This window comes from Cupriavidus sp. 01T418 (assembly GCF_056398885.1).
Genome location: NZ_JBFTQG010000013.1, coordinates 84,425 through 98,686, shown reverse-complemented (window position 1 = coordinate 98,686; position 14,262 = coordinate 84,425). Strand labels below are relative to the sequence as shown.

General features: G+C 63.3%; 11 protein-coding genes. 5 read left to right on the top strand and 6 right to left on the bottom strand.

What is annotated here, in order from left to right:
• Nucleotides 1–24 precede the first annotated feature (24 nt).
• Both mnmE and AC1DQ3_RS15805 read right to left on the bottom strand, forming a co-directional pair.
• Complete coding sequence (mnmE, locus tag AC1DQ3_RS15810; RefSeq protein WP_477121114.1) at nucleotides 25–1,488, bottom strand: tRNA uridine-5-carboxymethylaminomethyl(34) synthesis GTPase MnmE; 1,464 nt, start codon at nucleotides 1,486–1,488, stop codon at nucleotides 25–27.
• Complete coding sequence (locus tag AC1DQ3_RS15805) at nucleotides 1,485–2,363, bottom strand: CHAD domain-containing protein (protein ID WP_477121113.1); 879 nt, start codon at nucleotides 2,361–2,363, stop codon at nucleotides 1,485–1,487. The genes mnmE and AC1DQ3_RS15805 overlap by 4 nt, the downstream gene beginning before the upstream one ends.
• A gap of 201 nt (nucleotides 2,364–2,564) precedes the next feature.
• Here AC1DQ3_RS15805 and AC1DQ3_RS15800 point away from each other — a divergent pair, with 201 nt between their 5' ends.
• A complete protein-coding gene (locus AC1DQ3_RS15800; RefSeq protein ID WP_477121112.1) occupies nucleotides 2,565–3,002 on the top strand; it encodes a PaaI family thioesterase in 438 nt (145 codons plus the stop codon).
• 116 nt (nucleotides 3,003–3,118) lie between these two features.
• Here AC1DQ3_RS15800 and yidC read toward each other — a convergent pair whose 3' ends face one another.
• From yidC to rpmH, 4 genes are all read right to left on the bottom strand, one after another.
• A complete protein-coding gene (gene yidC, locus AC1DQ3_RS15795; protein ID WP_477121111.1) occupies nucleotides 3,119–4,789 on the bottom strand; it encodes a membrane protein insertase YidC in 1,671 nt (556 codons plus the stop codon).
• A 22-nt stretch (nucleotides 4,790–4,811) separates the two neighbouring features.
• Entirely contained in the window at nucleotides 4,812–5,096 is a 285-nt protein-coding gene (gene yidD / locus AC1DQ3_RS15790; RefSeq protein ID WP_477121110.1) for a membrane protein insertion efficiency factor YidD, read from the bottom strand.
• 19 nt (nucleotides 5,097–5,115) lie between these two features.
• Nucleotides 5,116–5,580 carry a ribonuclease P protein component gene (gene rnpA, locus AC1DQ3_RS15785; RefSeq protein WP_477121109.1) on the bottom strand — a complete coding sequence of 155 codons (465 nt, stop codon included), beginning with the start codon at nucleotides 5,578–5,580 and terminating at the stop codon, nucleotides 5,116–5,118.
• 118 nt (nucleotides 5,581–5,698) lie between these two features.
• Entirely contained in the window at nucleotides 5,699–5,833 is a 135-nt protein-coding gene (gene rpmH, locus AC1DQ3_RS15780; RefSeq protein ID WP_017229861.1) for a 50S ribosomal protein L34, read from the bottom strand.
• 1,007 nt (nucleotides 5,834–6,840) lie between these two features.
• Here rpmH and dnaA point away from each other — a divergent pair.
• The 4 genes from dnaA to AC1DQ3_RS15760 all read left to right on the top strand — a co-directional run bounded on the left by dnaA (nucleotide 6,841) and on the right by AC1DQ3_RS15760 (nucleotide 14,236).
• Nucleotides 6,841–8,577 carry a chromosomal replication initiator protein DnaA gene (gene dnaA / locus AC1DQ3_RS15775; RefSeq protein WP_477121108.1) on the top strand — a complete coding sequence of 579 codons (1,737 nt, stop codon included), beginning with the start codon at nucleotides 6,841–6,843 and terminating at the stop codon, nucleotides 8,575–8,577.
• 421 nt (nucleotides 8,578–8,998) lie between these two features.
• Nucleotides 8,999–10,123, top strand: coding sequence for a DNA polymerase III subunit beta (gene dnaN, locus AC1DQ3_RS15770; RefSeq protein ID WP_477121107.1), 1,125 nt, complete (start codon nucleotides 8,999–9,001; stop codon nucleotides 10,121–10,123).
• A 227-nt stretch (nucleotides 10,124–10,350) separates the two neighbouring features.
• Entirely contained in the window at nucleotides 10,351–12,900 is a 2,550-nt protein-coding gene (gene gyrB / locus AC1DQ3_RS15765) for a DNA topoisomerase (ATP-hydrolyzing) subunit B (RefSeq protein WP_477121106.1), read from the top strand.
• Between the two features lie 604 nt (nucleotides 12,901–13,504).
• Nucleotides 13,505–14,236 (top strand): DUF5131 family protein, encoded by a 732-nt coding sequence (locus tag AC1DQ3_RS15760; RefSeq protein WP_477121105.1) that lies wholly within the window; start codon nucleotides 13,505–13,507, stop codon nucleotides 14,234–14,236.
• Nucleotides 14,237–14,262: the final 26 nt, after the last annotated feature.

Sequence of the window (14,262 nt, the reverse complement as noted above, 5' to 3'; positions counted from 1 at the left end):
GCAATCGAGTCGCTTGGCATCCCATCACTTTCCAATACAAAACCGCGTAAAAATCGTCCCCAGCAGATCATCGCCGCTGAACTCGCCGGTGATGCTGTTGAGATGGTCCTGCGCGAGCCGCAGCTCTTCCGCGAACAGGTCCAGCGCCTGCGCTTGCTGCGCCGCGCGTTCTTCGGCCAGGTCCAGGTGCGACTGCGCATTGCGCAGCGCGGTCAGGTGCCGCTCGCGCGCGAGGAAGGCGCCTTCGTTACCCGATTGCCAGCCCACCAGCCGCAGCAATTGCATGCGCAGCAGGTCGATGCCGGCGCCGGTGCGTGCCGAGATCCACACCTCCGCCGGGTTCGGGCCGATGGCCGCCACCACGTGCGGGCGATCGGTGCCGAAGTGGTGCTCGCCCACCCGCGGCGCCAGGTCGATCTTGTTGACCACGCGCAGGATCGGCGAGCCCGGCGGCAGGTGGCCGGAGAGGCGATCGTCGATGGCATCGTCGATTTCCGACAAGCCGTGTTCCACGTAGTCGGCCGCATCCACCAGGTGCAACACCAGGTCGGCGCGGTGCACCGCTTCCCAGGTGCGCTCGATGCCGATGCGCTCGACTTCGTCGCTGGCGTCTTCGCGCAGGCCGGCGGTGTCGATGATGTGCAGCGGGATACCTTCGATCTGGATGGTCTCGCGCACGCGGTCGCGCGTGGTGCCGGGAATCGGCGTGACGATGGCCAACTCCGCGCCGGCCAGCGCGTTGAGCAGCGACGACTTGCCCACGTTGGGCTGCCCCGCCAGCACCACCGACAAGCCTTCGCGCAGCAATGATCCCTGCTTTGCCTGCGCCAGCACGCCGGCCAGCGCTTCGCGGATATCGGCCAGCTGGCCGCGCGCGTTGGAGGCTTCCAGAAAGTCGATCTCTTCCTCGGGGAAATCCAGCGTGGCCTCCACCAGCATGCGCAGGTGGATCACCTTCTCCACCAGCGCGTGGATGGCTTGCGAGAACACGCCCTCCATGGAGCGCGCGGCCGAGCGCGCGGCGGCTTCGGTGCTGGCCTCGATCAGGTCGGCCACGGCTTCCGCCTGGGCCAGGTCGAGCTTGTCGTTGAGAAAGGCGCGGCGCGTGAACTCGCCGGGCTCGGCCAGGCGCAGGCCGATCTCGCGGCCCGCATCCAGGCAGCGCGCCAGCAGCATCTGCATCACCACCGGGCCGCCGTGGCCCTGCAGCTCCAGCACCTCTTCGCCGGTGTAGGAGTGCGGCGCCGGGAAGTACAGCGCCAGGCCGTGGTCGATCGCCTTGCCGCGTGCATCGAGGAACGGCAGGTAGGTGGCATGGCGCGGCTTGAGCGCCTGGCCGCACACGGCCCGCGCGATCGCGCTCACATCGGGGCCGGACACGCGTACCACGCCGATGCCGCCGCGCCCGGGCGCGGTGGCAATGGCGGCGATGGGGGTGGCGTTGACGGGGGAAACGGACTGAGACGGGTGAGGGGTGATCGCGGTCATGGCGTTATTGTCGCAGATCGATCCGGCATGGGTGGCGCACCCGGCGCACCTGGCGTACCTGGTTCAGGCATGGYGCCTGCTGCGGCAATCACATCGGCCGCAATGGCGCTCAAGCATTCCATCATCAGGCGGCGCGCCACGGCGCCGTCCAGCAGGCTGCCCAACCGGCCCTGCCGCTTCACCAGCTTGCCGTGCAGATCCTTGGCATAGCGCCTGGCCAGCACCGGGTTCAGCGACTCGATGACGTAGCGCAGCCGCTTGCTGCCAATGCGGAAACGATGCACGCGTGCCAGGTCTCCAGAGCGGGCGGCTTGCGCCAGCGCCCTCACGCGCTTGCGCTCGCGGCGCACCCGCCGGCGCGCGAATGCCGCCAGGGGCTCCCGCGCGGCAGCGCCACGCGGGTCCGGGCGGTTCAGGTGCGCGAGATCGCGATGCAGCACGGGCAGCGGCCAGTGCTGGTATTCGGTGAGCTGCGCCACCATCGTCGCGCGCGCGTAGTGGCGGCGCGTGGCGGCGATGTCTTGCAGCGCCGCCAGCACCGGATCCTCGGGCTGCATGTCCAGCGCGGGCCGCAAGGTCTCGGCGACGAACACGTCCCAGTCGCGCACATCATTGGCTGCCCGCGCCAGTTCACGCAGGCAGCCAATCCAGCGCGCGCGGATGGCCTTGGGCAGCGCCGGCCCGAATGCCCAGCAAACGGCGCGCAGCCGCCGCGCCGCTACTCGCAAGGCATGCACGTCCTCGGGATGGTCACGCCGGTGCAGGGCATCGAGCTGGTCGGCAATGGCGACGAGTCCCGCATCGGCCAGCACGATGAAGGCATCGATGACGCGCATGCGCCGATGCAGCTGGATGGGGAGGTTGGCGGCGCACATGGCGTGTCTACAGGAACAAGCGGAAGCCAGGTCGGGGAGGTGTCTTATCAGTGTAGGCGATTGTGCCGGTTGCGCCGCACCCATTGACAGCATGCCGGCTTCGGGTTGCAATGGACAACTGGCATGGCCAGCCGCCCACGCCACATCCACCGCCACATCCACCACACCGTCCCCTGCCATCGCCAGTGCGAGGAGAAGCCCATGTCCACCGAACAAGAGCGTCTTTTGCTGCGCGACACGATCGAGGCCGGCTTTCGCCAGGCTGCCTTTGTCAACGACATCGGCATCCGTCTGGTGGATTGCGGGCCGGGCTGGTGCGAGAGCGAGCTGCTGGTCACGCCGCGCCATCTGCAGCACGGCGGCATCGTGCATGCCGGGGTACAGGCCACCATGGCCGACCACACCGCCGGCGCGGCCGCCACCACCATGCTCGATACCGGGCGCCATGTGGTCACCGCCGAATTCAAGATCAACCTGCTCAGGGCCGCCCGCAGCGAGCACCTGACCTGCCGCGCCGACGTGCTCAAATCCGGCCGCAGCATCATCGTGGTGGAGGCCGATGTCTTCGCCAGCGTGCATGGCGAGGCGGTGCTGGTCAGCCGCTTCAACGCCACCATGAGCGTGCTCGACCTGGCCTGAGCAGGCGGTCGGCCTTCAGAACAACAGCTTCAGCAAATCAAAAAAAAGCCCGGCGCATGCACCGGGCTTCTCTTTTCCGCCAGCGGGTTTGTCACCCGCCGGCCCTGACGTCAACTTCAGGACTTGGCCGCCACCGCAGCCTTCGCCTTGCTCTTGCCAAGCATCCGGTTGATCTGCCATTGCTGGGCGATCGACAGGACGTTGTTCACCACCCAGTACAGCACCAGGCCGGCCGGGAAGAAGAAGAACATGAACGAGAACACCAGCGGCATGATCATCATGACCTTGGCCTGCACCGGGTCCGGCGGGGTCGGGTTCAGCCTGGTCTGCACGAACATGGACACAGCCATCACCACCGGCAGGATGTAGAACGGATCCGGCACCGACAGGTCATGGATCCAGCCCAGCCACGGCGCGCCGCGCATCTCGACCGACGACAGCAGCACCCAGTACAGCGCGATGAACACCGGGATCTGGATCACGATGGGCAGGCAGCCGCCGAGAGGATTGACCTTCTCGGTGCGGTACAGCGCCATCATCTCCTGGTTCATCTTCTGCGGATCGCCCTTCAGGCGTTCGCGCATCGCGGTCATGCGGGGCTGCAGGTCCTTCATCTTGCCCATGGACTTGTAGCTTGCCGCCGACAGCGGGAAGAACACCGCCTTGATCATCACCGTCAGCAGGATGATCGACCAGCCCCAGTTGCCCAGGATGCCGTGCAGCTTTTCCAGCAGCCAGAAGATCGGCTTGGCCAGGATGGTCAGCCAGCCGTAGTCCTTCACCAGCTCCAGGCCCGGGGTGATCTTCTCGAGCATGCGCTCTTCCTGCGGGCCGGCGAACAGGCGCGCATCGGTGGTCACGGTGGCACCCGGGGCGATCTGGCCCAGCGGCTGCTGCACGCCCACGCGGAACAGGTTGTTATCGATCTTCTCGACGTAGAAGCTGTGCTCCTTGCCCGACTGCGGAATCCAGGCCGAGGCAAAGTAATGCTGCACCATCGCCACCCAGCCGCTCGTGCCCGGTACGGGGACCGAAGCCTTGCCCTTGGTGATGTCGTCGAAGTTGATCTTGTGATACTTGTCGTTGTCGGTGTAGATCGCCGGGCCGGTGAAGGTGCTGTAGAACTGCGACTGCTCGACCTTGCTGCCGTCGCGCGTCAGTTCCATGTACAGCGTCGGCGAGACCGGCTTGCCGCTGTCGTTGGTCACGGCAAATTGCGTGTCGACGACGTAGCTGCCCTTATGGAAGGTATAGGTCTTGGCCAGCTTGACCCCGTCCTTCTCCGCCGTCAGCGTCACCGCCACCTTGTCCGAGCCGGACAGGTCGCGCGGACCCGCCGAAGCGGTGAAGATCGTGGTGTGGTTGGGCAGGTCGCCACCGATCAGGCCGGAACGGGCCATGTAGGTACGGGTCTGGTCGCGCTCGAACAGCACGACGGGCTTGCCGTCCTTCTCGTGGTGGTCCAGCAGCTCCAGGCGCGTGAGGATGCCGCCGGCGGTGTCGATCTGGGCACGCATCACGTCAGTGGTCACCACGATCTTCTCGCCGCTCGGCTGGGCCGCGGCCGCCGGTGCGGTGACCGGAGCGCCTGCGGCGGTGCCGGCCGTCACATTGGCCTTGGGCACGTCGCCTTGCGCGGCCGAAGCGCCGCCGGCGGTTGCCGGAGCCTGCTGCGTCGCGCTCGGGAAGAACATCGACTGGTGACCGTTGGCGCGCTGCCAGTTGTCGTAGAGCAGCACGAGGGCCATCGAGAAGATGACCCAGAGTATGGTGCGTTTGATATCCATGTCTCGCTGTGGTCGGGGGAAATCAGGGGCGGGGCAGCCGGACCGTGACTGGATGGCCAGTCGCGGCGGAATCCCGGTCTTGCTTTGTTGCAAATGCCGGTGGCACCGGATCATACCCGCCATCCGTGAACGGATGACATCGGCACAGCCGGCACGCGGCCATCCAGCTGCCGCGACCGGCGCCATGGCGCTGGATCGCTTCGCGGGCGTAATCGGAACAGGTGGGCAGGAAGCGGCACTGCGAGCCAAAAAACGGGCTCAGGGCGATCTTGTAGATACGCAGCAGGGCAAGCAGGATTCGCTTCATGGCAGCGGGGCTGAGGCGGTCAACAAGCGGAAGCGCCCGAAGGCGGGACTTCAGTGGGCGCAGCCTCGGCGGACTTCGGCGGCGACACCCCGGAAGGGGCAGCAGGGCGCGGGGCAAGCGGACGGACCGCGACCTCGAACAGGCCGGTCAACTCCGCCAGGCACGCCCGGCGAATCGCGCTGCGGCTGGCAAACTCCGCACGCGGAAACCTGGCCTGCAGGCGCAGTAGTACATCGCGGCCCGCGAGTTGGTCCTGCCGATGGCGGAACAGTTCCCGCACCATGCGCTTCACCAGGTTGCGCTCGGCGGCGCGCGCCGCGAACTTCTTGCCAACAACTACGCCCAGACGGGCTTGCGGCAGGCCGTTCTCGCCCACATACAGCACGAAATGCTGGCTGCGGCGGCGCGGGCGCAAAGCAAAAACGGATGAAAACTCATCCGTCTTTGTGAGCCTCGCGGCTTTAGGGTAAGCATAGGTAGGCACGTTGGGCGAAGCTAGCGAAAAAGCTGGGCCTGGCTGCGAGCTACCGGCCGTCCAAAAGGCGAGGCGGGTGGCCATGGCGGCGCAAACTGCGGCGCCACCGCGGCCGGTCGCCAGGCCCTTAGACTGCCAGGCGCTTGCGGCCCTTGGCGCGACGCGCGTTGATGACGGAACGGCCGCCGCGGGTCTTCATGCGCACGCGGAAACCATGGGTACGCTTGCGGCGGGTAACGGAAGGTTGGTATGTACGTTTCATGTTGCACTCTCTGGTTGATCTGGGCTCGCCCGGCTTCCGGCCTTAAGCCGGGCGCCGCCGCGTATGGTTCGCATGGGGCTGCCGCGGTTGCGGTGTTGCCGACTGCAGTGGTGATCTTGCTGCCGGCCGTGTGTCTCGCGCATCGATGGCCCCGAAGAATCGGACATCGACAATCGCGAAGCAGGTGTGGGAGGAAATCTCGCCGGACCGGATCTCATCAATTCATCCGGTCCAACCCCGTCAGCCTGCTCGGCCCGCTGCCTGTTCCGGCCAATCCAGCCATTTCCGGCACGCTTGAGCTTAATGAAAAGCCAGGAAAACGTACCAGTCTCGCACGGAACAGGTCAGACCCGGCGATGCGCATACGTGATCCCCTGCGGCATCGCAGAACCCGCCATTTAACTGAGTTTTGCGCGATGTGTCAAGACTGCAGAAGGTTTAGAGGCGTGTTCGGCACCCGTGCCTGAAAAATACGCAACAGCCGCTTGTATTTCATTGTCCACAATCGCCAGTGGGTAAGTTTTTTTATTTCGAGGGTAGGGCAGAGCTTGGGCGCAGGTGAGCGAAGTCCCTGTTTCGTCAGGATTTTCGGGCGTTTTGCCTACCCGGAAACCCGCGCCAGAACTAGGGTTGTGCACAACAATTCACTGCTTTTTCACAACTTATCCACAGACTTATCCTTTGTGGATAACTTGGGGCGGGGGGTACAATCCGGTTCCAAACACCACACGGGCTGCGTGGCGCAAGCGCAACCCGGGCATGAACCCTGGCATACCGGACAACGGATGCGCAGCGGGCAGCGGCGAATTCGCCGCCTGTCTCGTCAGCGAATCCCGCTTGTCGCGTCGATCACCAGGAGGCCCGGGCTGCGGGGTCAATTGCGGGCCGCTTTTGCGGTCGCTATTCGGGGTTAACGGACTGCCGGCAGGGATGCACCTGGATCCTTGCCTGTCGTCCTTTTAACCGGAATGACCATGCACTCGTGGCGAAAACCGAACAACAAAACAATGCAAGATTTCTGGCAGGCAGCAGCCGCGCAACTTGAGCGCGAACTGACGCCGCAACAGTTCAAGACCTGGATCAAACCGTTGGCGCCTGTCGGCTTCGACGAGGAAGCGCACGCGCTGCGGATCGCCGCGCCCAACCGCTTCAAGCTCGACTGGGTAAAAAGCCAGTTCTCCGGCCGCATCACCGCGCTCGCCTGCGAATACTGGGAAGCCAACGTCAGCGTTAACTTTGTCCTGGATCCCGCCGCGTCGGGCCGGGCCGCTGCCGGCTATCCCCAGCAAGGGCAGCCGGGCCAGCCCGGCATGGCGCCGGCGCACGCCGGCCCCGGCTATCCGTCCGGCCAGCCCTTGTCGCAGAATTTCGGCCAGCCCGGCATGCAGCCGGGCCAGGGCGGCCCCGGCTATGGCCCCATGGGCCAGGCCGGCGCGCAGCCGCAAGGCGGCCCACGCGGGGCGCAAGCGCCCTACCCCGGCAACTATCCCGCGAATGCCGGTCATGCCGCCCAAAGCAATATGGGCGGCATGGGTGGCGAGATCGTCGATATCGACGTGCCGCAACTGGACCCGGCCGAAGCCAGCGCCCGCTCCTACCGCGTGCAGCCGGCGCAGCAGCCCATGCAGGGCGGCCACCCCGGCCAGCAGGGCGGCCGTTCAGGTCACCAGGGCCACCCCGGCAACCAGCCGGGCGGCCAGCAGCAGAACGACTCGGTGCACGAGCGCTCGCGCCTGAATCACATCCTTACCTTTGACAACTTCGTCACCGGCAAGGCCAACCAGCTCGCGCGCGCCGCCGCCATCCAGGTGGCCAACAATCCCGGCAAGTCCTACAACCCGCTTTATCTGTATGGCGGCGTAGGCCTGGGCAAGACCCACTTGATCCACGCCATCGGCAACTTCATGCTGCTGGAGAATCCGCGCGCCCGCATCCGCTACATCCACGCCGAGCAGTACGTCTCCGACGTGGTGAAGGCATACCAGCGCAAGGCCTTCGACGAGTTCAAGCGCTACTACCACTCGCTCGACCTGTTGCTGATCGACGATATCCAATTCTTCTCCGGCAAGAACCGCACGCAGGAAGAGTTCTTCTACGCCTTCGAAGCACTGATCGCCAACCGGGCGCAGGTGATCATCACCAGCGATACCTACCCCAAGGAAATCAGCGGCATCGACGATCGCCTGATCTCGCGTTTCGACTCCGGGCTCACGGTAGCCATCGAGCCGCCCGAGCTGGAAATGCGTGTCGCGATTCTGATGAAGAAAGCCGCCGCCGAGAACGTCAGCGTGCCCGAAGAAGTCGCGTTCTTCGTCGCCAAGCACCTGCGCTCCAACGTGCGCGAGCTGGAAGGCGCGCTGCGCAAGATCCTCGCCTTCTCCAACTTCCACGGCAAGGACATCACCATCGATGTCACGCGGGAAGCGCTGAAGGACCTGCTGACGGTGCAGAACCGCCAGATCTCGGTCGAGAACATCCAGAAGACCTGCGCGGATTTCTACAACATCAAGGTCGCGGACATGTACAGCAAGAAGCGGCCCGCCAATATCGCGCGGCCCCGCCAGATTGCGATGTACCTGGCCAAGGAACTCACGCAGAAGAGCCTGCCGGAAATCGGCGAGCTGTTCGGCGGACGCGATCACACCACCGTGCTGCACGCGGTGCGCAAGATCGCCGACGAGCGCAGTAAAGATGCGCAGCTCAACCACGAGCTGCACGTGCTGGAACAGACGCTCAAGGGGTGACCCAAGGCGTGAAACCGCATTTACCAGGCCCGTCACGCGGGGCTGGCATACTGTAGGGTACGCGCCGGGCGGAGCCCGGCGCATGAATCAATCGGAAGCATCGCCGGGGCATTGCCGGAACATTGCCATGAAAACGGCCTGGGCTAAGGCTTTGCGGTGAGTCGGGACGAGCGGCGGAGGGGGTGGCCAGCGACAAAAGTCGCCAGTTGCCGAAGAAGGTTAGAGTTGTGCTGCGTGACGCACAATTACCCCTCCGATCGTGCTTCTCCCGCTTCACCGCAGCGGCTTATCCTTGGTACAATGGCAAATTAACTTGTTGATTCCAAAGTAATTTTGGTAATGCATACGAGTTAGTGCAAGTCAGCTTGTACCCCAATACGCACCCGCGGTCGCTTACTACAAACGACGAAGGATAAATTCAATGCAATTGGTCAAAACCTCGCGAGACAATCTGCTGCGTCCGCTGCAAATCGTGAGCGGCATCGTGGAGCGCCGCCACACACTCCCGATCCTGGCCAACCTGCTGATTCGCAAGTCCGGGTCCAATGTCTCCTTCCTCTCGACCGACATCGAGATCCAGATCACCACGCACGCCGAATGCGGTGTGGGCAGCGACACCGTGGCCACCACCGTGGCCGCCCGCAAGCTGCTCGACATCCTGCGCGCCATGCCCGACGGCGAAGTCGCCCTGTCGCTCAACGACAAGCGCATGACCGTGCAGTCCGGCAAGAGCCGCTTCGCCCTGCAGACCCTGGCCGCCGAGGAATTCCCCACGGTGGCCGAAGCCAGCGAATTCGGCGCCTCGGTCAGCCTGCCGCAAAAGACCTTCAAGCACCTGCTCGCCATGGTCCACTTCGCCATGGCCCAGCAGGACATCCGCTACTACCTCAACGGCATGCTGCTGGTGGTGGACGGCAGGAAGGTCATGGCAGTCGCCACCGATGGCCACCGCCTGGCCTACTGCGGCGTGGAACTGGATGGCGAGGCCACCAGCGGCGAAGGCGCCCCGTCGCGCCAGGAAGTGATCATCCCGCGCAAGACCATCCTGGAACTGCAACGCCTGCTGGAAGACAACGACGATCCCGTGCAAGTGCAACTGGCCGCCAACCAGGTCAAGTTCACCTTCGCCAACATCGAGCTGATCTCCAAGCTGGTCGAAGGCAAGTTCCCGGACTTCCAGCGCGTGATCCCCAAGGGCAACAGGAACGCCTTCGCGATCGACCGCGTCAAGCTGCAGCAGGCCCTGCAACGCACCGCCATCCTGACCACCGACAAGTTCAAGGGCGTGCGCTGCATCCTGGATACGCATGTGCTCAAGATCAGCTCCACCAACGCCGACCAGGAAGAGGCGCAGGAAGAGCTCGAACTTGATTATTCGGGCGATGCCCTCGATATAGGTTTTAACGTTACCTACCTGCTGGACGTGCTCGCCAACCTCAAGAGCGAGCAAGTCCAGGTCAGCCTCGGCGACTCCAATTCGAGCGCGCTGATCACCGTGCCGGAAGACGACAACTTCAAGTACGTCGTCATGCCGATGCGCATTTGATGAGCCGGTAACAGGACTACAAAGATACGCAAGACCGGAGCATCTAACGGCACACCACGGCTTGCGCAAGCGCCCCAAGGGGCCCGCGCAAGACCCGCCGCACCAGGGGCCGGATCGTCGAGATCCGCCCCTTTTGCCGTTTTTATGTAACCCGCTATGCGGCCCGATCCGGGCGCGCCCATCCGGGCGTGACGAGAGATCGCCGCATTCGCCGTGAGTAAGAGAACATGACCGAAGCGCAACAACCGCAACCGCAACCGCAACCGCAACCGCAACAGGAAAACAGCTACGGCGCAGGCTCGATCCAGATCCTGGAAGGCCTGGAGGCGGTGCGCAAGCGGCCGGGCATGTACATCGGCGACACGTCCGACGGCACCGGCCTGCACCACCTCGTATTTGAAGTGCTGGACAACTCCATCGACGAAGCCCTGGCCGGCTGGTGCACGGAAATCACCGTCACCATCCACAGCGACAACTCGATCTCCATCACCGACAACGGCCGCGGCATCCCCCCGCTCGTCAAGTTCGACGACAAGCACGAACCCAAGCGCAGCGCGGCTGAAATCGCCATGACCGAGCTGCACGCCGGCGGCAAGTTCAACCAGAACAGCTACAAGGTCTCCGGCGGCCTGCACGGCGTGGGCGTGTCCTGCGTCAACGCCCTCTCCAAGTGGCTGCGCCTCACCGTGCGCCGCGACGGCCAGGCCCACCTGCTCGAGTTCGCCCAAGGCGCCGTGCAGAACCGCGTCGTGGAAACCGTGCCCGGCCCCGACGGCGTGCCCGTGGAAGTCTCGCCGATGAAAGTCATCGGACCCACGGACAAGCGCGGCACCGAAGTCCACTTCCTGGCCGACGAAGTCATCTTCACCAACGTCGAGTTCCACTATGAGATCCTGGCCAAGCGTATCCGCGAGCTCTCGTTCCTGAACAACGGCGTGCACATCCGCCTGGCCGACCAACGCACCGGCAAGGAAGAAGACTTCGCCTTCTCCGGCGGCGTCAAAGGCTTCGTCGAGTACATCAACCGCGGCAAGAGCACCCTGCACCCCAACATCTTCTACGCCAACACCGAAAAAGACGGTATTGCCGTGGAAGTGTCCATGCAGTGGAACGACGGCTACAACGAACAGGTACTCTGCTTCACCAACAACATCCCGCAGCGTGACGGCGGCACCCACCTCACCGGGTTGCGCGCCGCGATGACGCGCGTGATGAACAAGTACATCGAAGAAAACGAGATCGCCAAGAAGGCCAAAGTGGAAACCACCGGCGACGACATGCGCGAAGGCCTCGCCTGCGTCCTGTCCGTCAAGGTGCCCGAGCCCAAGTTCAGCTCGCAGACCAAGGACAAGCTCGTCTCCTCGGAAGTGCGCCTGCCCGTGGAAGAACTCGTCGCCAAGGCCCTCGGCGACTTCCTGCTCGAAACCCCGGTCGACGCCAAGATCATCTGCGGCAAGATCGTAGACGCCGCCCGCGCCCGCGAAGCCGCCCGCAAGGCCCGCGAAATGACCCGCCGCAAAGGCGTGCTCGACGGCATGGGCCTGCCCGGCAAGCTGGCAGACTGCCAGGAAAAAGACCCCGCCCAGTCCGAACTCTTCCTGGTGGAGGGTGACTCCGCAGGCGGCTCCGCCAAGCAAGGCCGCGACCGTAAGTTCCAGGCCATCCTGCCCCTCAAGGGCAAGATCCTGAACGTGGAGCGCGCCCGCTTCGACAAGATGCTCTCCAGCCAGGAAGTGCTGACGCTGATCACCGCGCTAGGCACGGGCATCGGCAAGGACGACTACAACCTCGAGAAGCTGCGCTACCACCGCATCATCATCATGACCGACGCGGACGTGGACGGCTCCCACATCCGCACGCTGCTGCTCACGTTCTTCTACCGCCAGATGCCCGACATCATCGAGCGCGGCCACGTGTATATCGCCCAACCGCCGCTGTACAAGATCAAGCACGGCAAGGAAGAGCGGTATATCAAGGACGACAACGAGCTGAATGCCTACCTGCTGCGTCTGGCGATGGAAAAGGCTGCGCTGGTCAACCCGGACGGTAGCGAAGTCTCTGGCGATGCGCTGACGGAGCTGGCGCGCCAGTACCAGCTGGCTGAAGCCGTGATCGGCCGCCTGGCCCGCATCGTCGATAGCGACGCGCTGCGTGCCATTGCCGATGGCATTGAGCTGGACCTGGACAGCGCTGCCGCGGCCGAAGCCTCGGCTACCGCGCTGAAGGCCAAGCTGTCGGAAATGCACTCGAAGACTTTGCTTGGGGCCGCCGTCAATGATGATGGCACGGCGGATGTCTATGCGCAGTTCGATGAAAAGACGGACAAGCATCGCCTGATGATTGCCCGCCGGCATCATGGCAATGTGCGGTTGTCTCACCTGGACGCGGACTTTGTGCACGGCGCTGATTACGCTGCGCTGTCGCTGGCTGCCAAGACCTTCCAGGGGTTGATTGCGGAAGGCACCAAGGTGCGCCGGGGTGAGGGTGAGAAGCTGCGGGATCAGACTGTTAATGACTTCCATGCTGCCATGCAGTGGTTGTTGTCTGAGGCTGAGCGTGGGGTTTCTCGTCAGCGGTATAAGGGGCTGGGGGAGATGAATCCTGAGCAGTTGTTTGAGACGACGCTTGACGTTACTCAGCGGCGACTGCTTAAGGTGCAGATTGAGGATGCTATTGCGGCGGATCAGATTTTTACTACGCTGATGGGGGATGAGGTTGAGCCGCGTAGGAATTTTATTGAGAGTAATGCGTTGGTGGCGCGGAATATTGATGTTTGAGGCCACCTGTAGATGAACTCATAACCTGAGAAGGTTAGACCCATAAACCGAGAAAATTATGGGTCTTTTTTATTGATAGCTCAGATTTATTGGTGATTCGTCGACGGGCACCGGTACCTTACCGTTTGGCGGGCGCACGTGGTCGGTTTTTCCTTGAAGTTCGGGGTTCTAACAAGAGCCACTTGATTGCTTCTTCCGGGTGGTCCTGTGGCAAAAGTCTTGCCAGCAGACTCACCGCCTCGCTTTCCTGTTCAGAAGCCATGTCAACCGCCCCTCCCCAAGCCGGGCGGTGTCCTCCTGCGTCCCAATCGGCTTGCGCGCAATCCAACCTCTCGAGTACACGCAGCAGGCGTTCACAATGCTCCAGGCGTCTGCCGGGTCGTTCCGGTCAGTGACGTACTAAATTTTTGCAGAACCCTGTATATTTATACAGTGTAAGAAAGGTGCTCCGGAGGCGTTCTAGTGAGCCGTCCGCGTTGGCTTTGCCGTTGCCGCGCCGGAGAGCTGCAAGCGACTGAAGCTCGATTGCCTGAAGCAAACATGGCTATCGCAGACCGGTCGCGTGAAGCCCGATAGAATCGCACACCAAATGAGAGGTCAAATAATGAGCGGCGGGCAAAGCAAAATCGAATGGACGGAGCGCACGTGGAACCCAACAGTCGGTTGCACGAAAATCTCCCAGGGCTGCAAGAACTGTTATGCCGAAGGCATGGCAAAGCGTCTGCAAGCGATGGGGACGCCAGGCTACGAGAACGGCTTTCGACTGACCGTGCTCCCAAACCGGCTTGATGAACCTCGGAAGCGCAAGAGTCCGACTGTTTACTTCGTGAACTCGATGTCGGACCTCTTCCATCAGTCGGTTTCGGACGCTTACATATCTCAGGTCTTCGATTCCATCCGGGACTGCCCCCAGCACACGTTCCAAATTCTCACCAAGCGCGCGGAGCGGCTCGCTGCATATTGCAGTCGTCATGACGTGCCACCGAATGCGTGGCTTGGCGTATCCGTGGAAGACCGCCGGCATGGCGTGCCTCGAATAGACCATCTGCGTCGGATTCAGGGCGGCATACGTTTCCTTTCCGTGGAGCCGCTACTGGAGGACCTCGGCAAGCTGAACCTCCGAAATATTGATTGGGTTATCGTGGGCGGAGAGTCCGGTCCGAAAGCGCGCCCCATGGACGAAATTTGGGTGCAGCGGGTCAAAGCTCAGTGTGAGAAGCAGGACGTGAAGTTTTTCTTCAAACAATGGGGAACCTGGGGCAAAGACGGCGTGCGCCGCTCCAAAACGGCAAACGGCCGCCTCCTTGACGGCCGCACTTGGGACGATATGCCTTAACGCACTGTCCTTACCAGACGACACGC

Bases quoted from the DNA above. Each gene is read 5' to 3' on its own strand.
- mnmE (WP_477121114.1), bottom strand. From the start codon at position 1,488: ATGACCGCGATCACCCCTCACCCGTCTCAGTCCGTTTCCCCCGTCAAC.
- AC1DQ3_RS15800 (WP_477121112.1), top strand. From the start codon at position 2,565: ATGTCCACCGAACAAGAGCGTCTTTTGCTGCGCGACACGATCGAGGCC.
- yidC (WP_477121111.1), bottom strand. From the start codon at position 4,789: ATGGATATCAAACGCACCATACTCTGGGTCATCTTCTCGATGGCCCTC.
- yidD (WP_477121110.1), bottom strand. From the start codon at position 5,096: ATGAAGCGAATCCTGCTTGCCCTGCTGCGTATCTACAAGATCGCCCTG.
- rpmH (WP_017229861.1), bottom strand. From the start codon at position 5,833: ATGAAACGTACATACCAACCTTCCGTTACCCGCCGCAAGCGTACCCAT.
- dnaA (WP_477121108.1), top strand. From the start codon at position 6,841: ATGCAAGATTTCTGGCAGGCAGCAGCCGCGCAACTTGAGCGCGAACTG.
- dnaN (WP_477121107.1), top strand. From the start codon at position 8,999: ATGCAATTGGTCAAAACCTCGCGAGACAATCTGCTGCGTCCGCTGCAA.
- gyrB (WP_477121106.1), top strand. From the start codon at position 10,351: ATGACCGAAGCGCAACAACCGCAACCGCAACCGCAACCGCAACCGCAA.
- AC1DQ3_RS15760 (WP_477121105.1), top strand. From the start codon at position 13,505: ATGAGCGGCGGGCAAAGCAAAATCGAATGGACGGAGCGCACGTGGAAC.